A 25,349-nucleotide genomic window follows, 5' to 3' on the forward strand; every position below is an offset into this window, starting at 1 on the left:
GCCGCTACTGTTCAACCAGTAGCGGCTTTTTTGTTTTAAAACCATTGATATGACCTCTTCTCCAAGCCTGCAGGATGCCCCTGCCAGATTACTATCGCTAGATTTTTTTAGAGGCGCAACCGTTGCAGCCATGATCCTGGTGAACAATCCCGGAGACTGGGGGAATATATATGCACCTTTAGAACACGCCAACTGGAACGGATGTACACCAACAGACCTGATCTTTCCATTTTTCCTGTTCATCGTAGGGGTTTCCATTGCTTATGCTATGGGCAGCAAGAAAACAGATCCGGCAACACATCAAAAGACAATTTTTAAAGCCGTAAAAAGAGCGCTGACTTTATTTGCACTGGGCTTATTCCTCTCCTTATTTCCAAAGGTATTTACCGACCCGATCGCTGCGTTCCAACACGTCCGCATCCCGGGCGTCTTACAACGGATTGCGATCGTTTTCCTCATCTCTTCCATCCTTTTTCTGAAGAACTCTGAAAAAAATATCTTTAGAATCATGATCATTCTCCTGGCCGGATACTGGGCAATCATGACCTTTATTCCTGTTCCGGGTGTGGGATATGCCAACCTGGAGAAAGAAACAAATTTAGGTGCATGGATAGACCGTGGCCTGCTTACCGAAGCACACCTCTGGAAATCTTCAAAAACATGGGATCCTGAAGGATTGCTGAGCACCATTCCGGCAATTGCGACGGGCTTATTTGGCGTCCTGGCAGGCATTTACCTGAAACGTAAAGACCTGGATGCCCCAACCAAAATAGCCTGGTTATTTTCTGTGGGATGCCTTGCTGTGGCGCTCGGATTGGTTTGGGACTTACAGTTCCCCATCAACAAACAATTATGGACCAGCTCTTTTGTATTGTATACGGGCGGACTGGCAACCGTAATTCTGGCCCTATGTTACTGGATCATAGACATCCAGCAGTACAACCGGTTCACCAAACCATTTGTCGTTTATGGCGTCAATGCCATTACTGTATTTTTCCTTTCCGGCTTAATCCCACGCATCCTGCACATGATTAAGCTCGATCAACCCGATGGAAGCCAGATTGATCTTCAGGCCTGGTTATATTCAGGATTTACGGCCAGCTTCTCGCCAGTCAATGCTTCTCTGGCCTGGGCAGTTACTTTTATCCTTTTCTGGCTCGTGATTCTTTGGGTGATGTATATCAAAAAAATCATTATAAAAGTTTAATTTAGCAAAACTTATTATCTATCCATCCTGAAGCCAGCAATATTATACCGCTCATACACAGCAATGTGTCTGCTCATAACGGCTTCTTATCCATAAAAAAACAAACAATTACCAATGAAAAAGAACCTTCACATTCTGGCCATAGGACTTGTTGCTCATCTGGCTGTTTACAGTCCGGGTTACGCGCAAAAGAAACCTGTTGCCACAAAAAAAACAACAACCGTTCAAAAAAACGACGGCAATGTCATTCCAAATGACCCCAATGTAAAAATAGGAAAGCTTGCCAATGGGCTGACTTATTACATCCGAAAAAATACGGAGCCTAAAAAAAGAGCGGAGCTCTACCTGGCTACCCGGATTGGCTCCTTAATGGAGAATGACGACCAGCAGGGACTGGCGCATTTTACGGAACACATGGCCTTTAATGGTTCTAAAGATTTTCCAAAGAACGAAATGATCAATTACCTGCAAAGAGCAGGAGTACGTTTCGGTGCCGACCTGAATGCCTATACCGGTTTCAACCAAACGGTCTACCAATTGCCTATCCCTACAGATAGTGTAGCAGTATTCAAATCCGGATTTAAAATCCTGGCCAACTGGGCAGGAAAAATCATCATGGAGGGTGAAGAAATTGACAAAGAACGTGGGGTAATTATCGAAGAAGACCGTCAGCGTGGAAAAAATGCACAGGAAAGAATGAGCAAGCAATTGCTGCCATTGCTCCTGAAAGGTTCCCGCTATGAAAACCGCATTCCAATTGGAAAAATTGACTTGCTTAAAACCTTTAAACATGATAAGATCAGGGATTTCTACAAAGACTGGTACAGACCGAACCTGCAGGCAGTTATTGCAGTAGGTGATTTTGATGTCAATGAAGTAGAACAATTGATCAAGCAGAATTTCTCTGAACTGACAAACCCTGCAAATCCAAGACCACGTTTGGCCTATGATCTTCCTGACAATAAGGAACCACTGGTTAAAGTCATTACAGATCCTGAGCAACCTTACAATGTAGCAATGGTGATCTATAAACAACGTGGTGGGGTAACTAAAACAACCGCTGATTTCAGGAAAAGCCTGGCGTATTCTATGATCAACAGCATGCTGAGTGCCAGATTCCAGGAAATTCTTCAAAAAGGAAATGCACCGTTCCTATTTGCTCAAACTAGTTTTGGTCCTTACCAGGGGGGCTTGGTATCCAACATAAACGCTTTTCAAACCACGGTAGTTTCAAGCACCGGTGCGACCTTGGAAAAAGCCCTGACCGCAGGTCTTGCTGAAAATGAACGCATAAGTAAATTCGGATTCCTGCAGTCAGAACTTGATGTCGTAAAGAAAAATATCGCTGCCGGTAATGAGCAACGTTTGAAAGAAAAAGATAAAACACCTTCTTCCAGCTTTGTACAGAAATACCTGAACAACTTCCTGGAAGGAAGCAGCATCGCATCGACAGAATATGCTTACGAATTAACGAACAAAACTTTGTTGCAAATTACACTTGCAGAAGTGAATGCCCTGGCAAAAACGCTGATCACCAAAGAAAACCGCATCATCGTGGTTCAGGCGCCGGAAAAAGATAAAGCAACACTTCCTACAGATGCCCAGTTACTCACTGCCTTAAAAAATTCAGGCAATGGCGTGACCGCTTATGTAGACAATTCCGTAAACAAGCCCCTGTTGGAGAAAAAACCTGTCGCAGGTAAAATCCTTGCCGAAAAGAAAGTTGAGGTCATAGGCGCCACCGAATTGACGCTCAGCAATGGAATAAAAGTAATATTAAAGCCTACTGATTTCAAGAATGATCAGATTATTTTCAACTCTTTCTCTAAAGGGGGTACCTCTTTAGCCGGAAATGACGATTATCAATCTGCAGAAATGGTAAGCCTGATCAGCCAAAGCGGGGTTGGAGAATTTAATCCTTCACAACTCAACAAACTGCTTGCCGGAAATACAGGAAGTGCCGGTTCTTACGTAAGCGAACTTTATCAGGGTTTTAGCGGTAGCGCAGCACCTAAAGATCTGGAAACTGCCTTCCAATTGGTTTATGCTTATGCAACCAACCCTAGAAAAGATGTAGACATCTTTAACAAAAACATCAGCGATTACAAAGTGGTACTGGCCAACAAAAATGCCAATCCTTCCAGCGTATTTGCAGATACGGTTCAGGCAGTACTTGCTTCCTACAATAAACGCGGAATGCCAACCAGCTTAGCTGACCTGGATAAAATCTCCCTGGACAAAGCATTCACGTTCTATAAAGACAGATTTGCAGACCTTGGTGAACAAACCTTTGTCTTCGTTGGTAATTTTGAGGTCGACAAGCTAAAGCCATTGATTGAGACTTATATTGCCAGCCTTCCTACCGCCAATAAAAAACAAAATTTTGTAGACAACGGGGTCAATCCTCCGGTAGGAAAGATCAGCAAAACAGTATACAAAGGACTGGAAGATAAAGCAGCGGTAGAACTATACCTGCATGGCGATTACGACTACACTCCGGAAAACAATATACAGCTGGAAGCACTTAAAGCAGCCCTGGAAATCAAAATCCTGGAACGCCTGCGTGAGAAAGAAAGCGGTGTTTACAGTCCTAATGTTGGCCTGAGCGTGAACAAAGACCCTAAAGCACATTACTATTTCACGATCTCCTTTAGCTGTGCAACAGCAAACGTAGAAAAACTGATTGCTGCAGCTTTAGACGAGGTAGAGAAAATTAAAGGCAGCGGAGCAACACCTGACGACATCAAAAAGTTTAAATCTGAAGAACAACGTCAGATGGAGCTTAGCCTGAGAAACAACAACTACTGGTTAAGCTACATCAGCAGCCGCCTGAAAAACGGCGAAGACCTTGGCTTGTTTTTACAGGAAAAACAAATGATAGAAAAAGTGACCGTAGAAAGTACTAAAGCAACTGCGGAAAAATACCTGAACGAAGACAATTATATTCGTTTCGTATTGGTGCCACAGAAATAAAAAAGGAGCCCTTTTAATAGAAAAGGCCTGATGAGTAATAGATCATCAGGCCTTTTTTTGTACATACTAAAATTTTATTCCTCATGGCTGGCCAGCTCTTTCGTCTGAATCCCTACCGGACCACTGGGATCACTCTCGTTCTTCAAACGGTCCAATGCCGTCACCAGGTAGTTATATCTTTTCCCTTTTTCGGTTGTCGTATCTAAAAAGAAAGTAAAGTCTTCAAAACTGATCTTTAAAATGTTCCTCGCATCCAGGACATCGATCTTTTCGCCTTCATTAAAACGGTAAACCACATAGCCCGATGCTGTCTCTCCATCACTCGCTACAAATGGTTTCTCCCACTTTAGATGTACACCATCATTTTTAGATTCTGCGCTCAGCTGCTGAGGCTTATTAGGCACCACATCATCCAGCCAGGGCATTTGAGGTGGAAGGGCCGGATATTTATACAAATCATTTCTCAGGGAATCACCCGCAGCACGGGCTACGGTAGAAAAAGACTTTGAACTGAAAAACACACTTCCCTGAACCCGGTTATTATCCCGGATGTACCTGATCTGTGAAGGAAGCTGATTTGGCAGTCGCCATGCCGCTTCTCCCCTCTGGTTCATCAGATAAGCAGCCTGTCCAATATAAAGGTGCCTTCCATAGGCATTGTTTCCCCACCAGTCTACCAAAGTGCCAAAAGGAGCAACCTTGCGCGTAAAGCTGAAATAAATCTGCGGATTGATGTAATCTACCCATCCTTCTTTTACCCATTTTCTGGAATCGGCAAAGAGCTCATGGTAATTGGAAAGTCCTCTCGTTGCAGAACCCTGACTGTCCTCATTGTCGTTTTTCCAGATCCCGAAAGGGCTGATCCCAAACTTCACATATTTCTTATGGTGATGAATACTGTCATCCAGCTGTTTGATCAATAAATCGACATTATTCCTTCGCCAGTCGTTGATATCGGTAAAGCCATTCGAATATTTACTAAATGTAGCTTCGTCATTGATCCGCTGACCTGCAATCTTATAAGGGTAGAAGTAATCATCAAAGTGGATTCCATCCACATCATAACCTTTTACCACATCCAGGATCACCTGAATAATATAGTCCCTTACTTCAGGAATTCCGGGATCGAACTGTTTCTTTCCACCGTAAGTAAAAAACCAATCGGGGCGTTTTCTCGTCATATGGTCAGGACTCACCACAGTATTCACACTCATCGTTGCGCGATAAGGGTTAAACCAGGCATGTAATTCCATCCCTCTTTGATGGGCTTCTTTAATCGCAAATGCTAAAGGATCATAACCCGGTCCCGGGGATACCCCCTGCCTGCCCATCAGCCACTGGCTCCATGGTTCTCTCGATTTCGCATAAAAAGCATCCGCTGCGGGCCTTACCTGCAGCAAAATCGCATTCATACCATTTGCTTTATGCATTTCCAGAATGCCAATCAGTTCCTGTTTTTGCTGGTCCGGACTCAGTCCGGGTTTGGATGGCCAGTCAATATTCGCTACAGTCGCTACCCAGACCCCGCGAAACTCTCTTTTTGGAGCAATTTTTGATGTACTCTGAGCGTAAAGGATCGTAGGAGTTATTATGATTAGGGATAATAGCGCATAGATAGTGGTTTTAAACATCTTATGTAGTTTGTGCTTTATTTAAATAAGTTTCATTTGTGGTCATCAGCATACACTAATATCTGAGACCCTAGCAAGTAAACGATTTTTTTTAAGGTCTCATACAAATAGGGCTTTTTTTTTACTATTTCCTATATTTTTATACTATGTTCGCGTTTTAAACACATTTAGAGAAGAATTTAAGAAATGTCAGACCAGAATGAGATGGTGAATAAGGGAGACCGCAATAAGATTTATTTCCTGATTGTGGTTATACTTGCGCTCCTTGGCACAAATGCTTACCTGTACTTTAAAGACAGACATCAAAGTCAACGCTTTGTTACGGTGAATACCGAAAAGGACAGGTTAAAACTTGAAGTAGAAAAAATTGAAGCAGAACTTGATAAAGTAAATGCGATCAACCTCACCCTAAGTGAAAAGCTTCAGGAGGAACAAAAACTCGCAAGGGCGAAAATTTCGGAATTGAAGCTTGCCCTTCAAAACGGGAAACTGACGCAGGGCGACCTCCTGGTTGCGCAGAAAGAAGTCAAAGAACTCCGGGAATTTGTAAAGAACTATAGTGAGGAAATTACCCGTCTCGAGAAGGAAAATACCTCACTCAGAACGGAAAGAGACAGCTTAAAGGAATTCGCATACACCGCCAATCAGAAAGCCCAGGACCTGGAGAAAAAAAACACCGCATTAAAGGAAAAAGTTAAAACCGGTGCAGCCCTGAAAGCAGGTAATGTGCAGGTGATCGCTTATAAAGTTAAAAACAGCGGTAAGAATGTCGAAGTGACCCGTGCCAGTACCGCAAAAAAGTTAAGCGTATCCTTTACTATAGTTCCCAATCAACTTGCTCAAAAAGATTACCATAAGGTTTATTTACGGGTGTTTGACCCCGCTGGGAATCTGATTGCCGACGGAGAAAACATGTTTGAAGCAGATGGAGAACAGATGCAATACAGCTCTTCTACTTCCATCTCTTATAATGACGACAATACTTCCTATACCATGGACTGGGTAAACCCTAATCCTTTTATCAAGGGCATTTACTCCATTATTTTATACACCGATGGTTTCACTATGGGGAGAGCTACGATTTCCTTAAGATAAAGGGAAACTCAGATAAAAGGTAGTTCCTATCTCTGCAAAAGATTTAAAGGACACTGTTCCCCCGGCATTCTCTACTGCCTGTTTTACAAACGCAAGCCCTAACCCCGTTCCAGACGATTTAGTCGTGAAATTAGGGACGAAGATCTTATCCTGCTGATCAGGATCAATTCCCTTACCATTGTCTTCTACCTCCACAAATACGTTTTCCTCATCGTTCATCAGGTTGATTTTAATCACACACCTGGATTCCGGATCCGCAGCCTCAATGGCATTTTTAAGGAGGTTATTAAAGGTTCGCAGCAGCTGATCTTTATCTCCAAGCACGATTACTTCAACCGTCGTATGGTTAAAGATATAGATCTCTACATTTTGTGTATTGGTAAAAACATCCCTTGCCTGTTGAATAATCGGCAGTAAGGTCAGTTTTTCCAGTTTGGTATCGGGCATTTTCGCAAAATTCGAGAACTCAGAAGCAATCGATGCCAGACTATCGATCTGCTCTATAAATGATTTATTAAAACGTTCAAATTTCTTCTCAAAATTAGGGTCCTGTTCTCTCCAGGATTTCTCCAGCAACTGCACCCCAAGCTTCAGCGGGGTCAAAGGATTTTTGATCTCATGTGCCACCTGTTTCGCCATCTCCCGCCAGGCAATCTCCCGCTCTGAACGGGCAAGCTTACTGGCACTTTCTTCCAGTGCAGCAATCATTTTATTGTACTCTTTGATCAAAGAGCCGATCTCATCATGCCGGGACCATTGAATAGGCTGATTTTTCTGCCCCAGCTTAGTCTTTCTGATGCTATCCTGAATAAAGGTAAGCGGACTCGTGATCTGATTGGCCAGAAATACCGCCAGGATTCCTATCGCCACAAAGACCAGTGCATAAATGTTAATCAGCGTATTGATATAAAGCCCTATTTTACGTTGGTAATCCGCTTCATTGGCATAATAAGGCAACCCGATATAAGCAACCGTCTCATTCATTGAGTTCCGGATCGGTGCATAAGCAGAGGAATAGGTAAAACCACCAATCCGCTCATTAGGGTCGATATATTCAGACCGCTGCATCTGGCTGAGGTAAATGTAAGCGTCAGCCCCCATTTTACGCCCTATGATCCCAAAATCATAAATCCTGGGCAAAGAAGTATACAAAAGATTTCCCTGTACATCAAAGAGGTTTAGATAGGCTGCATTGATATCCGCAAACTGATTGAAATCGCGGATAGACTCATCATTGCTTTTTGGAACACCGGAATTAAAAATACTTTTCTCATAAGAAAGCTGCACTTTTCTTATCTTCTCCTGGATAAAATCTTCCTGTTGCCTGCGGTACTCATCCCTGATGTAGAAATAGGTAGTCCAGCCCACAATCAATAAGGTCGCCACTACAGAAAGGACAATAGAAAACTGAATCCTGGTCTTATAGAGAATCTTATTCGCATTAATCATCAGGGAACGGTTGATGTTAAACCAGCCTCCCCAACTCTCATCAATATTCCTCAACACCCAGATCAGGGAGTATAAAGTGACCGAAAAAATGATAAAGACCAGAAAGAAGAAAGACAACGTAGCCAGACGCACCACATAAGATACCTTTTCCTTGCTCACCACGATCATTTTAGAAGCAATTGGCATATACACCAGATGCGTATATCCGAGGCTGTCTGTGATGATCTGAGGCTTTTTAGGCTCTGCCCGGAACTCTGACCCGGAAAGCTTATAGGTATATTTCCCGGATTGATTGGCCAGTCTGCCATAATTGTAAAAGGCAAAGGAATAATTGCTGTAATCCTCCTCACTTTTATTCTTGCGGTCGATCAGGATATCCGGAAGCTGACTGTTGTAATTGTATTGCTGGGATTTAAGCTCAATTACCAGCGTACCCAAAATATGGTTGTCCTGAAAAATAGGAATAATTCCAAAGTAATTCTGATAACCAAACGTATCATTCAGGCGGTAAAAGAAATTAGATTCAGAAGCTTTTACTGAACCAGACTGCACGAGTTTCTTATAATAGCTCAAAGGCACCCCCTGCCCATTGATCGACGAATCCAGGTTATTGTATTCGTAAAGGTTGTATTCAAACTTAGAGAGGTATCCGCCAAGGAACTGTTTATTGATGTGCCTTTGTAGAATATCAGACCTTCGTAATGCCGGTTGCTTGAAATAATCAGCCACAAAACTATCCGTATAAATACCAACCTCAAGGCTTTCAATAGAACTGATGATTTTTGGATCATCCGTGGATTCCAGCTTCTGAGCAATGGTATACCGTTTAAGCTTCTCCTTGGAATCAATAAATTTCAGGTATTTTATGGACGACATAAAAGCCAGACAAAAGAATATTGCCGTAAATACCCCGATAGAAAAGCGGTTGTTCTTTACGTATACATTCCAGCCCACAATAAAAATAAAGAAAGCATATACGATAAAGAAGATGCTGAACGTAGTGGCCAGTCTGTAGATCAGATAACCGGCAAAAACCATTAAAAACAAGATCAGACGCTCTCTGTTCGTCACATTCAGTGGCCGGGTCTGCTCCAGAAAAATAATGATGATCAGGTAAATATTAAACCAGACCAGACACAGAATAACGATGCTGATCCAGCTAATCCAGCCCAGATTGATGATATTGGTTATGTCAAAATTGATTTTAGAGTTGATAATGAGCCCCAGAAAGATCTGGTCACTTACAAAAGCCATTAAGCCAAAGATGACGATCAAAACAAAATAAAGCAGCAATCCCGCCACTTTACTCCGGATCAGCCAGGAAGGCAGCAGGTATTGATCCCGGTGTTTGTACACAAAATAAATCAGCCAGGTCAGCGCCATGACATTGAGCAGAAAATCTCCTAAAGAGGGCAAAAGGAAACTTTCCCCATAAATGGTCGGACTGAATATCAACAGGTTAAACTGATGATTAAACCAGCCGTACTCCAGATCAGTTACCCTTAACGTGACGAAGAACAGGGCCAAAAGAAAGGTTGCGGGAATCAGGTTTCCTCTTTTTGCCAGCCATACGCAGAAAGAATTGAAGAATAAACAAAAACTAAAGATCCCGATTGCCCAAAGCCAAACTTCGATAGCAGCATAGATACTTTTGGAATACCCTTGTTTCAGCTTAACCTCAAACAATAAGGTCCCGTCAAACTTATTAATGCCATACACCTCCGTATCGGTAAAAGAAGCAAGAGATAAAGCGTTGGAAGGCGACAGGTACGGAGAGATGTCATTGTTTAGAAACTGATTCTGAATCCCATACTGGCTTTTCACTTCGATCAGAAACACCAGTGCATAGTTGCCCTTGGTTTTCCGGATCACCTCATACCAGCCGTTGGGAAGCTGCAAAAAAGAAGAGCCCTCCCTGATCCCATCCAGACCGGTTGGAAATGCCGTAAAAGAACTCCAAAACTTCAGCTCGGAGTTCTCGTAAGTCAGCAGGTTAATCCCGATATTCCGATAGAAATTGATAAAATCAAGTCCGTATTTTTCATTCAGGTGGAACTGTTTCGCCTGCTCAATCCGTTGTGAATCCGAAAGAAAGTCATAAACAATATCTTCCTTTTGATGCAGGCGTTCCTGAAGTTCAGCAGCTTCGTGGGTAAGTAAGTCTTTTTTACTGATCGTGTTTTTTAAAGATAGGGCCGTACCAATACAGCAGGCCCCCAGTATCAATAATAAAAATCTGATTTTACCCGCGATGCTCACGTTAATATTAAGCTGTAGTAGTTGCGGAAGTAGTTGCAGAACTGGTTGGAATTGCCCTGTTCACCTTTTTTACAAGGCCTTGTAAGACATTCCCGGGACCAACCTCAACAAATTCAGCAGCGCCATCAGCAATCATACTTTCAATCGTTTGTGTCCATTTCACCGCTCCGGTTAACTGTGTAATCAGGTTGGCTTTAATTTTAGCAGGGTCTGTATTCGGCGTCGGATCTACATTCTGATAGATCGGGCATACCGGAGAAAGAACCGTTACATTTTCAATGGCTTCCTGTAGCTCTACTCTCGCAGGCTCCATTAACGGAGAATGGAAAGCACCACCTACATTTAGCTTCAAGGCACGTTTTGCTCCGGCCTCTGTTAATTTCTGACAAGCGATGTCTACTCCTTCAATGCTTCCGGAGATCACAATTTGCCCCGGACAATTGTAGTTTGCCGCCACAACAACTTCGTCAATCTCTGCGCAGATTTGTTCTACCACTTCATCGGCAAGGCCTAAAATAGCCGCCATGGTAGAAGGCTGCAATTCGCAGGCTTTCTGCATCGCATTTGCTCTGGCAATCACCAGTCTTAAACCATCCTCAAATGATAGTGCAGATGCCGCTACCAGTGCAGAGAATTCTCCTAAAGAGTGACCTGCCACCATATCCGGCTTAAAGTTATCACCCAATGTTTTAGCCAGGATCACCGAATGAAGGAAAATAGCCGGTTGAGTCACCTTGGTTTCTTTCAGCTCCTCATCAGTTCCGGAGAACATGATGTCACTGATGCGGAAACCAATGATCTCATTTGCTTTTTCAAACAGTTCTTTAGCGACTTCATTTTCGTACAATTCTTTACCCATGCCCGAAAACTGAGCGCCTTGTCCTGGAAATATATATGCTTTCATTTTTATACTTAGTATGATTGGTTAGTGTAAGTTGGCAGTGATTAACCTCAAAAACTCTGCCCTAGTTTTATCTTTTGCAAATTCTCCTGTAAATGCAGAGGTGGTCGTCACAGAATTTTGCTTCTGAATTCCGCGCATGGCCATGCATAAGTGCTTACACTCAATCACAACGGCTACTCCTGCAGGATTTAAAGTTTCCTGAATACAATCTCTGATTTCATTTGTTAAACGCTCCTGTACCTGCAACCGACGGGCGAAAGCATCTACAATTCTCGGGATTTTGCTCAGTCCAACAATATGACCGTTTGGAATATAGGCCACATGTGCTTTACCAAAAAATGGCAGCATATGGTGTTCGCACATAGAGAAAACCTCGATGTCCTTCACCACCACCATTTGGCTGTAGTCTTCTTTAAACATTGCTCCTTTAAGGATCGCTGCCGGATCAAGGTCGTAACCATGGGTAAGGTATTGTAATGCCTTAGCCACTCGCTCAGGCGTTTTGATCAGCCCCTCACGGGAAGGATCTTCACCCAGTTGAGTTAAGATATCGGAATAATGATTGGCTACGGAAGCAATCTTACCTTCGTTATAACGGTCTATTTTGATATAGCCGTTCTCTGTTTCATCTGGATGATCTGTATGATTATTATTCATTTCTAAAGGTTATTAACCGAAGTACTCCACAAAGTTGTTTTCAGTTTCGTAAATTTTAATGCAATGAAGTTTGGCACCCGACTCTTCGATAAAGGGCAGCAATTCATCCCATATGGCAATCGCTAAATTTTCTGTTGAGGCCAGTTTACCTTTCATGAAGTCAACATCAAGATTCAGGTTCCTGTGGTCAATTTTATCCACCACATAAGTATTGGTCACATCTTTCAACCACTTCAGGTCTACAAGAAATCCTGTTTCAGGGTTGATTTCTCCCTTAACAGTCACATACAACTGATAGTTGTGCCCATGCCAATTTGGATTGGCACATTTTCCGTAAACTTCTGTGTTTTTATCTTCAGACCAATCGGGTCTTGACAATTTATGTGCAGCGTTAAATGATGCTTTTCTGGTTATGTATATCATTCTCTGTTATATTGTTGACAAATATACGCAGAAAGCTTAAAGTAGAAAGGTTTAATATCTAACTTAGACTTTATGAAGATACTTTTAGTAGCGGCAACAAGTGCAGAAATATCCATATTAACGGAACATTTTCGATTGGCGGAAGCCGAATTCATGCAAACAGAAAAGTTCGACATCCTTGTCACAGGGGTAGGAATGACCGCCACCGCCTTTGCCCTGGGTAAACACCTGACCGAGCACTACAACCTTGTACTGAATCTGGGGATTGCAGGTAGTTTTGATCCCGGTATTCCCCTCGGAACTGTATTAAACGTGACCACAGACGAACTTTCAGAACTCGGCGCAGAAAATAAAGGCGCATTTCTTTCCATCGAGGAGCTTGGTTTTGGAAAGAGCAGCCATCAGGCGCACAACAACCTGCTTCACTCCGATCTGTCCGAATTGAGAAAAGTAAAAGGAATCACTGTAAATACCGTTCACGGAACATTGCAAAGCATTAACGAGATCAAAAAAAGGCTCAACCCTGTTACAGAAAGCATGGAAGGTGCCGCGGTACTTTACTGCTGTGAAAAAGAAGGAATTCCATGTTTGCAGATCCGCAGCATCTCGAATTATGTAGAACCCCGGAATAAAGACAGCTGGAAAATCGGCCTGGCCATTAAAAATCTAAATGAATGGGCCATCAGATTTTTGACAAATACCTAACCAAGTCATTTTGGATAGTCCGTACATTTGAAACCGACAAAATAGAGAAAAATGACCTTAAGCCTTGGATTTTCCCCCTGCCCGAATGATACCTTTATCTTTGATGCCCTTATTCATCATAAAATCGATACCGAAGGATTAGATTTCAACGTATCATTCGACGATGTGGAAACCCTCAATCAAAAGGCAATTAAAGGAGAACTGGACATTACCAAATTAAGTTTCCATGCTTTTGCTTACGTGTATGAACAATACGCTTTATTGGATGCCGGTAGTGCCTTAGGCTTCGGTGTCGGACCTTTATTAATTTCCAAAAACGAATGCCTGGCCAATCATCCGGACAACTTAAATAAAGACCTGAGGGTTGGAATACCAGGAAAATATACCACAGCCAACTTCCTGTTAGGCATTGCCTTTCCCCATTTAGTCCAAAAGCAGGAAATGGTTTTCTCAGAGATTGAGCAGGCGGTTATTGACAACCGCATAGACCTTGGCCTGATTATCCATGAAAACCGCTTTACTTATATGGACAAAGGGTTGCACAAGGTGATGGACCTGGGCAATTACTGGGAACAGTTAACCGGATGTGCCATCCCTCTGGGCGGCATTGTGATCAACAGAAATCTGGACCAGGAGACCAAAGAAAAGGTAAACAGGATCTTGCGTAAGTCGGTGGAATATGCTTTTGCCCATCCGAAATCAGGAATTGAGTTTATCAAACAACATTCCCAGGAAATGAGTGAAGAGGTCATGTACAAACACATTGAACTCTATGTCAACAAATATTCCATTGACCTGGGGCCGGAAGGCCGGAAAGCAATCGATGTATTATTTACAATGGCACAGGAGAAAGGATTGATTCAACCGATTCAAAAAGACCTTTACCTGGTCCCTTAAAAGCCTTAATTACAAGGCCCGTCCGGAATTTCTTTAGTAATCTTCAAGAGTTTTGTCACCACCAGCGTGGAATCAAAATCTGCAGACACCATCAGGCTGTCGGATTTGATCACATGACATTCTACTTCGATATATACCGGCTCGTAAGGTTTTTCAAAATTGAAATTGCTGTAAGCGAGTTCCAGTGTCTTGGCACTATCGGCCACCCAGTATTCGTTTCCCTCCTCGCAATCTGTAAAAGATTTCATCTCAGGACCATAGGTATATAGCCCCTTAATTACCCGGCTTGTACGTTTTTCAACAGATACAGGTTTGGTATTACAGGCTACGATGACAACAGCCAATAAAATCAACAGGGGTAATGGTTTTATAGATATATTCATGATGTTAGAGATCTTGATTTAAATGGTCTATTTTCTTCACGCTCAGATTAGATGACAAAGCTGATGCCATAAAAGAAAATACCGTTACTGTTAAAAATACTAATAAAAAATCCATCCATTTTAAGCCAATCGGATAGCCATTGGTGAGGATCGGATTGTCTTGCGCCATTTTGACAAAGCCGAATTCCTGTTGAAGCAGACAGAAAACCAGTCCGGCGATCAGACCCAATATACATCCTGTCATGGTGATCATCATCCCTTCCAGCAGAAAGATCCTTTTGATCAGGCTCTTACCTGCCCCAAGGCTACTTAAAACGGCAATATCTTTCAATTTATCAATCACCAGCATCGTCAATGAACCGATGATATTAAAGATAGCAATAATTAAAACAAAAGTCAGGATGATATAAACGGCCCATTTTTCGGAACCCAATATATTGTGTAGTGCTGTATTTTGTTCAATCCGGTCTTTCACCAGGAAACCTTCCCCGATTTCTTTTTCCACGCTGGATTTAAACTTATCCGCATTGACGCCCTTATTTAAAAGGATTTCTATGGAGGAGACTTTCTGCGGCTCTTCCAATAACTTCCTCGCAAATGCCAAAGGCACTACCGCCACATTGTCAAAATCCTGCTGCACTTCAAAAACCCCTGAAACAGGAATGGAGAGCACCGTAAAATCATCGCCCGGATTTAAAGAGCTCGTTGACCTTCCCTTTTTTGGAGAATACACCTGTAAAGGAAGAAAAGGATCTGTGGTATTCACCATCAGAAAATTCTGAATGGCAGAACCAATCACAGCAAAATGGCCGCTGGGGTTATCCAATATAAAATGACCGTCGATAATGGTGCTATCCAGGCTTTTATTTTTTAAATAATCAGGGCTTACCCCTTTGATCAGCCCTACAGACTGTTTATCGTTATATCGGAGCAGCGCATTTTCTGAAAGGACTTCCACATAAGAGTAAATACCTTCTGCTTTCTTCAACTGGTTAAAATAAACGGTATTGGGCTCAAAAGTTTTCCCTTTTACCGGCATGATGACCAGCTGTGGGGTCATGGTATTGAACATTTTCAAAACCAGGTCTTCCAAACCGTTAAAGGCCGACAATATGATGATCAATGCAGCACTTCCCACAAACACCCCTACCACAGAAATTGCGGAGATGATGTTAATCGCATTGGTAGATTTCTTTGCAAAAAGATACCTGCGGGCTATGTAAAAGGCTGTATTCAAATCTATTCAGGTAATTAAGACTGTAAAAAAGGATTGTGTTGTTTTTCGAAACCGATGGTCGTAGACTGGCCATGTCCCGGATAAACGGTGCAATCATCAGGCAATATAAACAAGTTATTCCTTATGCTATTGATCAATTGCGAATGATTTCCACCAGGAAGGTCTGTACGGCCGATACTGGTATAGAAAAGCACATCTCCACCGATCAGGAAATTATCTGCTGCTGCATAGAAACACAAATGGGCAGGGGAATGACCAGGTGCAAAGATCAGTTCCAGCTGACTGTGTCCGAATTTAACCGTTCCAGTCTCTCCAAGGAAGACTTCCGGCTCCGGAGAAAGCTCATAATGGAAACCCATCTGAGGTGCATATCCGGGAACAGCCTGCAGGATTTGCAGCTCTCCGGCATGAAACTGAGGCTTCAGGCTCCAGTTGTCAAAAACAAACTTATTTCCCAGAACATGGTCAATATGGCAATGTGTATTTAAAAGCAACACCGGTTTCAGTTTATTGTCTTTGATGAAACGAACCAATTGATTTTGCTCCTCAGCATCATACATTCCAGGATCAATAATCACACATTCTGAGGTTTCATCGAACAATACATAGGTATTTTCACGGTATGGATTAAAAGCAAACTGCTGAATACTGATCATAAAATTTAAATATTAAAAGGTATTAATTTTTCCATTTGAAGGTATTGATCATTCGGTCAATGTCCTTTTTTATAAAAGTGACCACTGGCTGAATCGAGTCATATTGCGGCCGTTCATTAAAATACAAAGCGCCACGAAAATAATGCTTCACACTATCTGTCAAAAAGAACTGTACCGAGGAAGCCGTATTTCCTTCTATGGCATAATATATTCCATATACTTTCTTCTCCGGGTAACTGATCAGCTTCTGATCGATCGCGTTGGCCTTCACGGTATGTTTAAAAGCAAATGTCCTGGCATCTTCTACCAGTCCTTCATACTCCTTTTTCGAGGAAACATCGTAATAGGTCAGGTGTAGCCGTGCGTTAAACTGAGGAAAGGAAAGGTTGTTCCAGCAAGGCTGAGTATCTTTACTACTGTCCGGGTTTAAACTCGCATATACCGGGTAATCGAAAGAAAAAGCACATCCCCCGTCATAATTTTTGTAGGCCTTCTTTGGAAAATCAATGTGAAAATACCCCCTTGGTTTTGGTGCATAGTCATTGCTATGACAAGCAGAGAAAGCCAATATGATGGCAAAAAGGCAAACTGGAAGGTATTTTTTCATATTAAGAATTCCAAATATACCAGGAACGTTCTGCCTGAAGATATAACATTTCTAATCCATTTTTAATGGCTGCACCGCGGGCACTGGCCTCGGCCAGAAATTTTGTCACATCAGGATTGTACACCAGGTCATAGGCCAGGTGACGGTCCGATACAAATTCATAAGGGATTTCCGGATAAGTATCCGGATTCGGCGACATGCCCAATGGCGTGGTGTTCACCAACAAGGTATGTTCCTTAAGGATTTGTTCAGTTACCTCTTCATACAAAATACTGCTGTCTGTAGGCTTCCTTGTCACAATCAGGAAAGAAATCCCCAGCTTATTCAACACATATTTAATGGCTTTTGCCGCGCCTCCATCTCCGAAAATCAGGGCTTTGGTATGGTGTTCCTTCAGAAAAGGCTTCAAAGATTCTTCAAATCCATAAGCATCAGTATTGTATCCTTTGAATATTGCTTTTCCGTTTTCTCTACGGATATCGATGCAATTGACTGCTCCGATTTTTGCCGCAGCATCATCGAGGTCTTTTACATACGCCAAAACACTTACTTTATAGGGAATGGTGACATTTATCCCGTAAATCTCTTCATCAGAAGAGATCAGGTCAGGGAAAATTTCAATATTATCTATCGGATACAGCTCATATTGACAATTGTCAATATGTTCCTGTACGAATTTCTCTGTAAAGTGCTTCTTTGAAAAGGAATGTGATAATGGGTAACCAATTAAGCCGTATTTCTTCATTTGTATAAATGTACGATTACAATTTATCCAAATTTAAAAAATGATCAAAAGTATCACCTCTTAAACCCAAACGGATGGTTTCCAAAGGAATCGTTTCCGCCGGTGCGATATTTCCAAGGTTTACATTTGCTCCTAAAAGCTTGATAAACCATACCTGTTGTTCCTTTTGCGGAGCTTCCCAGATGATGGTTTCTTCGGGGATTTGTGTCAGAATCTCATCTACTAATCCCTCTCTCACCTCTCCTGAACCTCTGTAAATGCCTACATTTCCACCTTCCCGGGCTTCGGCAATTACTTTCCATGAACCGGCTTCAATTTCCGCATTCATCAATTTGATCCATTTGTAAGGAGCGAAAATCTTAGCTGCATCTTTAGATCCAACTTCCGAAATTACCGTTACCTGCGTGGATAATTTCCTGATGAACTCGCATTTAAGGTCGTGTTCAATCGTAATAGAGCCATCGGAAACTTCAGCATACTCCATATTGAACTGATCCAGCACTCTTCGGTAATCGTCAAACTGATTACGGATGGCAAATGCTTCGAATAATGTCCCTCCAAAATAGGTAGGAATTCCTGCATCTCTGTAAATCGCCAGCTTTTCTTTTAGATTAGGGGTAACAAATGAGGTTGCCCAGCCAAGTTTTACGATATCAGTATGTACTCCGGCAACCTCTATAAAATCTTCGGTTTGCCTTAAGCTTAGTCCTTTATCCATGACCATTGTAATGCCTTTACTTCTTGGCTTTACTGATCTTTCGGGTATATTATTTAATGGGTAGTTCATATTGCTCACAAAGGTGGAAAAAAAACGGACAGTTTTTATCAGCTATTTCTAATAAAAAATGGTACAATTATTTAACATAACGGTTAATTACTTCTATTATTGAGCCGTTGTCCTGCAATTGTGGTAAATATTCAAATAAAATGTAATGCTTATCCGGATCGGTCACCAATGCGGTTTCCAGATAGGCGAGCGCATCGTTCTTTTCTCCCAAAGCAAACAGGTAAGCCACCATACGGTAATACAGCTCTGCGGCATCCGGATTGTTCTTGATTCCATCTAAAATGGTCTCCGAAGCTTCCAGCAACCTCCCTTGCTCATACAATACCGTAGAAAAATCCAACCAGGCTTCTATATCCACCGGATTAAATTCCAGCACTTTATAATAAGCTTCAATAGATTGTTCTATCTGTCCGAGTTTATAATAGGCATCCGCCATAGCGAACCAGAAATCCGGATTTTCCCCATCAAGCTCTAAAGCTTTACGGTAAAAATGAAGCGATTCAAAATAGCGTTCTTCAAAATTCAGCGTCACACCGATCCCAAACCAGGCATCAGCCATCTTATGGTCCATCTTCACCGATTTCTTATAATACGCACGGGCTTCGTCCATATGCTCCAGCTTTTCATAGCATTCCCCGATTGCACAATACGTATCTGCATTAGGTGGTTCATACTCAAAAGTCTGTTTATAGACCTCAATAGCCTCGGCATAACGGTCCAGTTGAACCAATGCATTTCCTTTATTGTAATAAGCGGAAGCAAAGTTATCCTTAATCAGAATGGCATAATCATAGGCATCAATCGCTTTTTCAAAGAGATCGAGCTTATGGTAAGAATTGGCCAGGTTATACCATGCGGCATAAGAATAAGGATCGTTGTCGATATATTCCTGGTAAAACTGAATACTTTCCTCCTGTTTGTCTAAGATATCATAACAAAATGCCAGCTCATATAAGCCGTCTTTGTTTTCCATATTCTGCTCCAGACTTTGCTTGATATAAACGATGGCCTGTTCATAATCGAGCATATTCTGATAGACATAAGCAATCTGTAACAGAATCTCATCTGTAGTTTCCGCGAAACCCAAAGCGATCTGAAAATTATCCAGTGCTTCCGAATAACGTTCCAGACTGTTATAGATATTTCCGCGTAAAATATAGATCTCTGCTTCTGAAGCCTCCAGCATCTCGGCCTTTTGCAAAGCGAGAAATGCCCTTTCCGTCTGGTCGGTCACAAAGAACAATTGCGCCTGTTTTACCAGGAAGACCGCCGCATAAGGGTGTTGGTTTAGGGCGTACTCAATTACCTGAAGTGCCTTGACAGGATCACTCTTGTCAATGTAATAATCAATAATATTTTCAAAAGCCTGGGCATCAAAAAAGTATTGATCCTCGTTACGTATCATCTCCTCGTAACGTTCTACCGAACGTTGCGCGTCATCACTAAAATCAAATAAAAACTCCTCTTCCATGTCGCGAATAATTAAAGAACAGATCCCATATTTTTAAAACACAATATAAGTTTACAACATTTATGAATAGCATAAACGAAATAATTTTCAACATACACACACCCGCGCCCCTAAATGACTGATAATATTAATTTTAGCAAAAGCGTCGGGAGAAATTAGCTGACTTATTTTTTTGCATAGAGATAATGATCTGAATTATAATGCAAAATAACATAACTTTAATTGAAAACCAGTAAAATTCAAGTCATGAAAAAATATAGCGGTCTGACTTTCTTCCTATTGATCTTCTTTTTTAGTGCCGCTGCGCAGGAAAACAAGGCCGAAGAAGCACTTATTAAACAATGCATAAATCAACTTTTTGAAGGAATGAAAAAGGGAGATAGCAGCCTTACGCACACCTCGTTCTCCGATCAATGTATCATGCAGACCATTGCGACGCCTAAAAATGAAGCCCCGATCGTAAAAACCACCAGCCTTAGTGATTTCCTTAGATTTATTGGAAGTCCACATAAAGAACGCTTTGATGAGCGGATTGTATTTACCAAAATCCTGATTGATGGCCATCTTGCCAGCGTATGGACGGATTATAAGTTTTATGTAGATGATCAATTTAGCCACTGTGGCGTAAATTCATTCCAGCTTTTCAAAGGTAAGGATGGCTGGAAAGTGATTTACATTATAGATACCCGCAGAAAAGAAAATTGCGGAGCTTAAGGTGACATTCCTTCCATTATTTTTTGTTGATTTGTAATATTACATGACAGCTCTTGCTAGCATTATTATCATTAAAAAACCAAATATTAATGAAAACAAACATCAGTTCCGTTTTAAAAAACTTAGGGATTCAGGAATTAAATCCTGCGTACAGCACAGGTAATCACTGGGCTGCTTCATCAAATGCAAAAACTATAGACAGCTATTCTCCGGTTGACGGAAAAAAGATCGCCAGTGTACAGGTCGCTACTGCAGATGACTATGAAACCGTAATGAAAAAAGCGGAAGAGGCATTTGTTTTCTGGCGTGGCTTACCAGCACCAAAGCGTGGCGATATTGTACGTCAGTTTGGCGATGCTTTAAGAGAAAGTAAAGAAGACCTGGGGACCTTAGTATCGTATGAAATGGGTAAAAGTTTACAGGAAGGATTTGGTGAAGTACAGGAAATGATCGACATCTGCGATTTTGCAGTAGGACTTTCCCGTCAGCTTTACGGTTTAACCATGCATTCTGAACGGCCAAACCACCGCATGTATGAGCAATGGCATCCGATGGGTATTGTTGGTATCATCTCTGCATTCAACTTCCCTGTAGCTGTTTGGGCATGGAATACTGCTTTGGCATGGGTATGCGGTAATGTGTGTGTATGGAAACCATCTTCAAAAACGCCTTTATGTGCCGTTGCCTGTCAGCACATCATTGCAAAAGTATTAAAGGCCAATGACCTGCCTGAAGGCATTAGCAGCTTATTGATTGGAAATGCAGTTGGCGATATGATGAATAACGACAAACGTATTCCTTTGGTTTCCTTCACCGGATCTACCAGAATTGGCCGCATGGTATCTACAGCAGTTGCCGGCAGATTCGGAAGAAGCATTCTGGAATTAGGTGGAAACAACGCCATCATTATCTCGAAAGATGCAGATTTAGACATGTCTATTATCGGAGCGGTATTTGGAGCAGTGGGAACAGCAGGACAACGTTGTACCTCTACCCGCCGTCTGATTATCCATGAAGATATTTACGAAGACTTCAAAAATAAACTGGTAAAAGCTTATGGCCAGTTAAGAATAGGCGATCCTTTGGATCAGCACAACCATGTAGGTCCGCTAATTGACGTTTATGCAGCGGATATGTATACTGACGCCATCGAAAAAGGTAAAAAAGAAGGTGCCCGCTTTGTGGTAGAGGGTGGTGTACTTAGTGGTGATCAATACAGTTCAGGTTGTTATGTAAAACCTTGCGTAGCCGAAGTAGAAAATCATTTTGATATTGTACAGGAAGAAACCTTTGCTCCGATCTTGTACCTGATCAAATATAAAACGCTGGACGAAGCGATAGCTTTACAAAATGGTGTTCCTCAGGGACTATCATCGGCCATCATGACGCTGAACCTGAGAGAAGCAGAACAGTTCTTATCAGCAGCAGGATCTGACTGCGGAATCGCCAATGTTAATATCGGAACTTCAGGTGCCGAAATTGGTGGCGCTTTTGGTGGTGAGAAAGAAACCGGTGGTGGCAGGGAAAGTGGTTCTGATGCCTGGAAAGGCTATATGCGCAGACAAACGAACACCATCAATTACGCAAATACACTTCCTTTAGCACAGGGAATTAAGTTTGATCTGTAAACGACAAAAATAGAGTTAAAACAAAAAGTCCTGACTGTGTCAGGACTTTTTGTTTATAAGCATACTTATGGTGTGCCTGCCCTACACGGATAACCCGTTCACAGGACTTTTTTATCAAATGGGATTAAAATTTCACCTATACTAATTTACGCATAAATTAGATTTATCAGTGTACAATTTTTATTAACAAATTCACAATTTATTGTTATCGACAAAGCTCCTGTTATGACATAATCCATATGCGCAAAACCAATGATGATTTTTTGACACAGAACTCCCCTTGCGGAATTGAATTTTAATTCGTCAACAATGAAATATGACAATGCGGAGTTATATTTTGAGTAATTATCCGCCTGGCTTTCCAGGAAGGTGCTCTAGTTTCTTTTTCAACACCTCGTATTCTCTTTCCAGATTCCGGAAGGCTTTGCTATCGACGGGATTCCCCCGATTGTCTGTTATTTGCTGCAAATAGTCGGCTTTCACAACATCAAAACGCTGTTTTACCGAGGCGTATTTCTCTTTCTGCTCCCGCTCTTCCTTGCTTTCCATCTCTCCGTTCAGGTTGCCGATGTATTGACTATCTGAAATCGCCTTGCCGTTGGCTGCTCTGAAGCAGATATAAGCTTCTATTGGTTCTTCGACAAGCTCCTGATGTAAGTCCACAAAATAGCTCCCTGCATCTCTGCGACAGGCATTAATAATGGGCGTCGCCATTTTTTTCAGGGGGTGATAAAGCAGGATCATGACGATATCATTGTGACGATCCCTGGAATCCCAGCTCACTAAAACCCCTTTTTCGTTCTTCTCAATTTTCAGGTCATTTGCACCAGGCAAAGTACCATTGCTTAGGATCACCTTCGCATAATCCACAGAGAGATTGGGATATTCCCCTTTAACCGCGTGTTTTTTAATGTAAGAAGTAGCCAGGTTGTGCGTATTTCTAACCGTTCCTTTTACTTCCAGCTCAAAGCTGACATTTGTAAACTCAGAGATTGTTCGTACCATATCCATCGTCACGGACATTGCCTGACGGTTAGCCAGCTGGTTCCTGCTTGGTTTACCTGGATCGCCAATAGTGCGAACTACCGGTTGTCCATTCAGTATATAGAAAACCAGGTTGCTCAATTTTCCATTTAAGGCGCCCAGAGGGCCATTTGGTGCTTTTGCCATATTCAATAGATTAATTACTAAACAATAAGAAGTTAATATTTTCAATATTAACAATACCAATATAAGCAATAAGTTTCATTAAAGCCAATATCAAGCTGATATCATGTTACCGATTACTTTTAGGTTGCGACTAAATTTCAGCTTAGAATAATCGGGATTGACAGGGCTATAGACCCTATAGGGCCCTAGCAACCTACTATCAATAAAGAAGCAAAATAGCAGCAGTTGGAAGCCTGGCGTAAGCTATACCTAAGGAAAGGCATTACTTCATGCATGCCCGCTACGGATATTCGGCATTGTATCTCTTATTTATAGCGCTGAAGAAAGAAGCTACAGTATCAAAAATGACATTTGTAGTTCATAGAGACATGTTGATTCTGTTAACTTTACATAGATCAATAAAAACAGACATGGTAAAGAAATACGGACTTTTTGGTTTATTTATGGCCTTTTCTCTCTTCTGCAACGCTCAGCTTAATCTCCAACCCGGGAAATGGAAGGGAACTTTGCAGCGACAAGACGGGCACCATATCCCTTTTGAACTGGAAATCGAAAAACAAGGCAGAAAGCATGTCTTTTATATCATCAATGATACGGAGCGCATGAAAACAGAAGACGTTATCGTATCTAAGGATTCTATTTTGATCAAAATGCCGGTATTTGAATCCTCGTTCAGGGTTAAGGTCATCAGCAAAGACAGTTTAAATGGCGTCTGGATTAAAGGGGGCTCAACAAAGGATCTTGTGATGCCTTTTTACGCAGTAAGCGGGGTAAGCCGTTTTCCTAAAAAAGCCCCGGGAAACCTCCAGCAGGTAGCTGGTAAATGGAAAATGGAATTCACCAGGGCTGACCAGACGAAAAGACCGGCCATCGGCGAGTTTAGTCAGCAAGGGCAACAGATTAGAGGTTCCGTGTTGACTCCTGCCGGAGACTACCGCTACCTTGTCGGAACCCTCGCAGCAGATTCAATGTTCCTTTCTACATTTGACGGTGTACATGCCCTTTTCTTCGCTGCCAAAATTACTTCTGGAGAACTTAAAGGCAATTATTACAGCAGTGCATCAGTACCAGAATCTTTTGTAGCAGTGAAAGATGCAAACGTAACCTTAGATCCCCCGGTTACCACCCTGAAAGAGGGTTCCAGTGGATTTCTGGATTTCAGTTTTAAAGATCTGGAAGGAAATATGGTATCCCTCAAAGACAAAAGGTTTAAAGATAAGGTGGTTATTCTACAGCTGATGGGATCATGGTGCCCCAACTGTATGGATGAAATGGCGTTTCTAAGTGCCTATTACCGTAAAAATAAGCACAGGGGCATCGAGATCATTGCAATGGCTTACGAGCTGAGTACAGATGAAGCCCGCTCAAGAAAAAGTCTGAAGAAGTTCCAGCAGCAATTTAAGGTAGAATACCCAATGTTGATTACCGGGGTAACGGTGAGCGATCCCCAGCGCACGGAAAAAACATTGCCTCAGCTGACGCAGATTAAAGTCTTTCCAACGACTATTTTTTTAGATAAAACGGGAAAAGTAAGTAAGATCAATACTTCATTTTATGGTCCGGGAACAGGAACCTACCACACGGAATATAAACAGGAGTTTGAGAAGACCATCACTAAGCTTTTAGAATAACACCACCCAATAAAAAAGCGGCAGGATTTGAAGTGAACCCCAAAAGTTGGACAAAAACTTTTGGGGTTTATCATTTATGGCAAAACACACATTTGAGGAGAAGCTCGATATAGTTTCTCA

The 25,349-nt window shown here is 41.9% G+C and carries 21 protein-coding genes; 8 read left to right on the forward strand and 13 right to left on the reverse strand.

What is annotated here, in order from left to right; all coding sequences use genetic code 11:
- Positions 1-49: 49 nt before the first annotated feature.
- Positions 50-1,207 carry an acyltransferase family protein gene (locus BLQ87_RS32235; RefSeq protein ID WP_074613024.1) on the forward strand — a complete coding sequence of 386 codons (1,158 nt, stop codon included), beginning with the start codon at positions 50-52 and terminating at the stop codon, positions 1,205-1,207.
- A gap of 114 nt (positions 1,208-1,321) precedes the next feature.
- On the forward strand, positions 1,322-4,180 hold the full coding sequence (locus BLQ87_RS32240) for a M16 family metallopeptidase (protein WP_074613025.1): 2,859 nt from the start codon (positions 1,322-1,324) through the stop codon (positions 4,178-4,180).
- Positions 4,181-4,254: 74 nt separating this feature from the next.
- On the opposite strand, the gene BLQ87_RS32245 is transcribed toward BLQ87_RS32240, so the two are convergent.
- Entirely contained in the window at positions 4,255-5,811 is a 1,557-nt protein-coding gene (locus tag BLQ87_RS32245; protein WP_074613026.1) for a glycoside hydrolase family 10-like protein, read from the reverse strand.
- Between the two features lie 186 nt (positions 5,812-5,997).
- On the opposite strand from BLQ87_RS32245, the gene BLQ87_RS32250 reads away from it, so the two are divergent.
- Entirely contained in the window at positions 5,998-6,906 is a 909-nt protein-coding gene (locus BLQ87_RS32250) for a hypothetical protein (RefSeq protein WP_074613027.1), read from the forward strand.
- On the opposite strand, the gene BLQ87_RS32255 is transcribed toward BLQ87_RS32250, so the two are convergent.
- The 4 genes from BLQ87_RS32255 to BLQ87_RS32270 are packed head-to-tail and all read right to left on the reverse strand — an operon-like array spanning position 6,898 to position 12,598.
- The gene (locus tag BLQ87_RS32255; RefSeq protein ID WP_245723974.1) at positions 6,898-10,614 is read right to left on the reverse strand and encodes a sensor histidine kinase; all 3,717 of its coding nucleotides are present in this window, start codon (positions 10,612-10,614) and stop codon (positions 6,898-6,900) included. The genes BLQ87_RS32250 and BLQ87_RS32255 overlap by 9 nt on opposite strands.
- Before the next feature lie 7 nt (positions 10,615-10,621).
- Positions 10,622-11,518 (reverse strand): ACP S-malonyltransferase, encoded by an 897-nt coding sequence (gene fabD / locus BLQ87_RS32260; RefSeq protein ID WP_074613028.1) that lies wholly within the window; start codon positions 11,516-11,518, stop codon positions 10,622-10,624.
- Between the two features lie 21 nt (positions 11,519-11,539).
- Positions 11,540-12,175 (reverse strand): GTP cyclohydrolase I FolE, encoded by a 636-nt coding sequence (gene folE / locus BLQ87_RS32265; protein ID WP_074613029.1) that lies wholly within the window; start codon positions 12,173-12,175, stop codon positions 11,540-11,542.
- Between the two features lie 12 nt (positions 12,176-12,187).
- Positions 12,188-12,598, reverse strand: coding sequence for a 6-pyruvoyl trahydropterin synthase family protein (locus BLQ87_RS32270; protein WP_074613030.1), 411 nt, complete (start codon positions 12,596-12,598; stop codon positions 12,188-12,190).
- Positions 12,599-12,670: 72 nt separating this feature from the next.
- On the opposite strand from BLQ87_RS32270, the gene mqnB reads away from it, so the two are divergent.
- On the forward strand, positions 12,671-13,303 hold the full coding sequence (gene mqnB / locus BLQ87_RS32275) for a futalosine hydrolase (protein WP_074613031.1): 633 nt from the start codon (positions 12,671-12,673) through the stop codon (positions 13,301-13,303).
- Positions 13,304-13,354: 51 nt separating this feature from the next.
- Positions 13,355-14,200, forward strand: coding sequence for a menaquinone biosynthesis family protein (locus BLQ87_RS32280; RefSeq protein WP_074613032.1), 846 nt, complete (start codon positions 13,355-13,357; stop codon positions 14,198-14,200).
- A 5-nt stretch (positions 14,201-14,205) separates the two neighbouring features.
- On the opposite strand, the gene BLQ87_RS32285 is transcribed toward BLQ87_RS32280, so the two are convergent.
- From BLQ87_RS32285 to BLQ87_RS32315, 7 genes are all read right to left on the reverse strand, one after another.
- Positions 14,206-14,583, reverse strand: coding sequence for a hypothetical protein (locus tag BLQ87_RS32285; protein ID WP_074613033.1), 378 nt, complete (start codon positions 14,581-14,583; stop codon positions 14,206-14,208).
- A 4-nt stretch (positions 14,584-14,587) separates the two neighbouring features.
- Positions 14,588-15,820 carry an ABC transporter permease gene (locus BLQ87_RS32290; RefSeq protein ID WP_074613034.1) on the reverse strand — a complete coding sequence of 411 codons (1,233 nt, stop codon included), beginning with the start codon at positions 15,818-15,820 and terminating at the stop codon, positions 14,588-14,590.
- Between the two features lie 14 nt (positions 15,821-15,834).
- A complete protein-coding gene (locus BLQ87_RS32295) occupies positions 15,835-16,476 on the reverse strand; it encodes an MBL fold metallo-hydrolase (protein WP_074613035.1) in 642 nt (213 codons plus the stop codon).
- Positions 16,477-16,498: 22 nt separating this feature from the next.
- Positions 16,499-17,083 carry a gliding motility lipoprotein GldD gene (gldD, locus tag BLQ87_RS32300; RefSeq protein ID WP_074613036.1) on the reverse strand — a complete coding sequence of 195 codons (585 nt, stop codon included), beginning with the start codon at positions 17,081-17,083 and terminating at the stop codon, positions 16,499-16,501.
- A 1-nt stretch (position 17,084) separates the two neighbouring features.
- The gene (locus BLQ87_RS32305; protein WP_074613037.1) at positions 17,085-17,828 is read right to left on the reverse strand and encodes a shikimate dehydrogenase family protein; all 744 of its coding nucleotides are present in this window, start codon (positions 17,826-17,828) and stop codon (positions 17,085-17,087) included.
- 16 nt (positions 17,829-17,844) lie between these two features.
- Positions 17,845-18,615: a phosphosulfolactate synthase gene (locus BLQ87_RS32310; protein WP_073238473.1), complete on the reverse strand. Its 771-nt coding sequence runs from the start codon at positions 18,613-18,615 to the stop codon at positions 17,845-17,847.
- A gap of 67 nt (positions 18,616-18,682) precedes the next feature.
- Positions 18,683-20,086, reverse strand: a complete 1,404-nt coding sequence (locus BLQ87_RS32315) for a tetratricopeptide repeat protein (RefSeq protein WP_074613038.1) — start codon at positions 20,084-20,086, stop codon at positions 18,683-18,685.
- Between the two features lie 246 nt (positions 20,087-20,332).
- Between BLQ87_RS32315 and BLQ87_RS32320 the strand changes: the two genes are divergently transcribed.
- Positions 20,333-20,800, forward strand: a complete 468-nt coding sequence (locus BLQ87_RS32320) for a hypothetical protein (protein WP_074613039.1) — start codon at positions 20,333-20,335, stop codon at positions 20,798-20,800.
- An 89-nt stretch (positions 20,801-20,889) separates the two neighbouring features.
- Positions 20,890-22,428 carry an L-piperidine-6-carboxylate dehydrogenase gene (amaB, locus tag BLQ87_RS32325; protein ID WP_074613040.1) on the forward strand — a complete coding sequence of 513 codons (1,539 nt, stop codon included), beginning with the start codon at positions 20,890-20,892 and terminating at the stop codon, positions 22,426-22,428.
- 345 nt (positions 22,429-22,773) lie between these two features.
- Here amaB and BLQ87_RS32330 read toward each other — a convergent pair whose 3' ends face one another.
- Entirely contained in the window at positions 22,774-23,598 is an 825-nt protein-coding gene (locus BLQ87_RS32330; RefSeq protein WP_074613041.1) for a DUF6266 family protein, read from the reverse strand.
- Positions 23,599-24,008: 410 nt separating this feature from the next.
- On the opposite strand from BLQ87_RS32330, the gene BLQ87_RS32335 reads away from it, so the two are divergent.
- Positions 24,009-25,229, forward strand: a complete 1,221-nt coding sequence (locus BLQ87_RS32335) for a peroxiredoxin family protein (protein WP_074613042.1) — start codon at positions 24,009-24,011, stop codon at positions 25,227-25,229.
- Positions 25,230-25,349: the final 120 nt, after the last annotated feature.

Source organism: Pedobacter steynii (assembly GCF_900103665.1).
Lineage (GTDB): Bacteria > Bacteroidota > Bacteroidia > Sphingobacteriales > Sphingobacteriaceae > Pedobacter > Pedobacter steynii.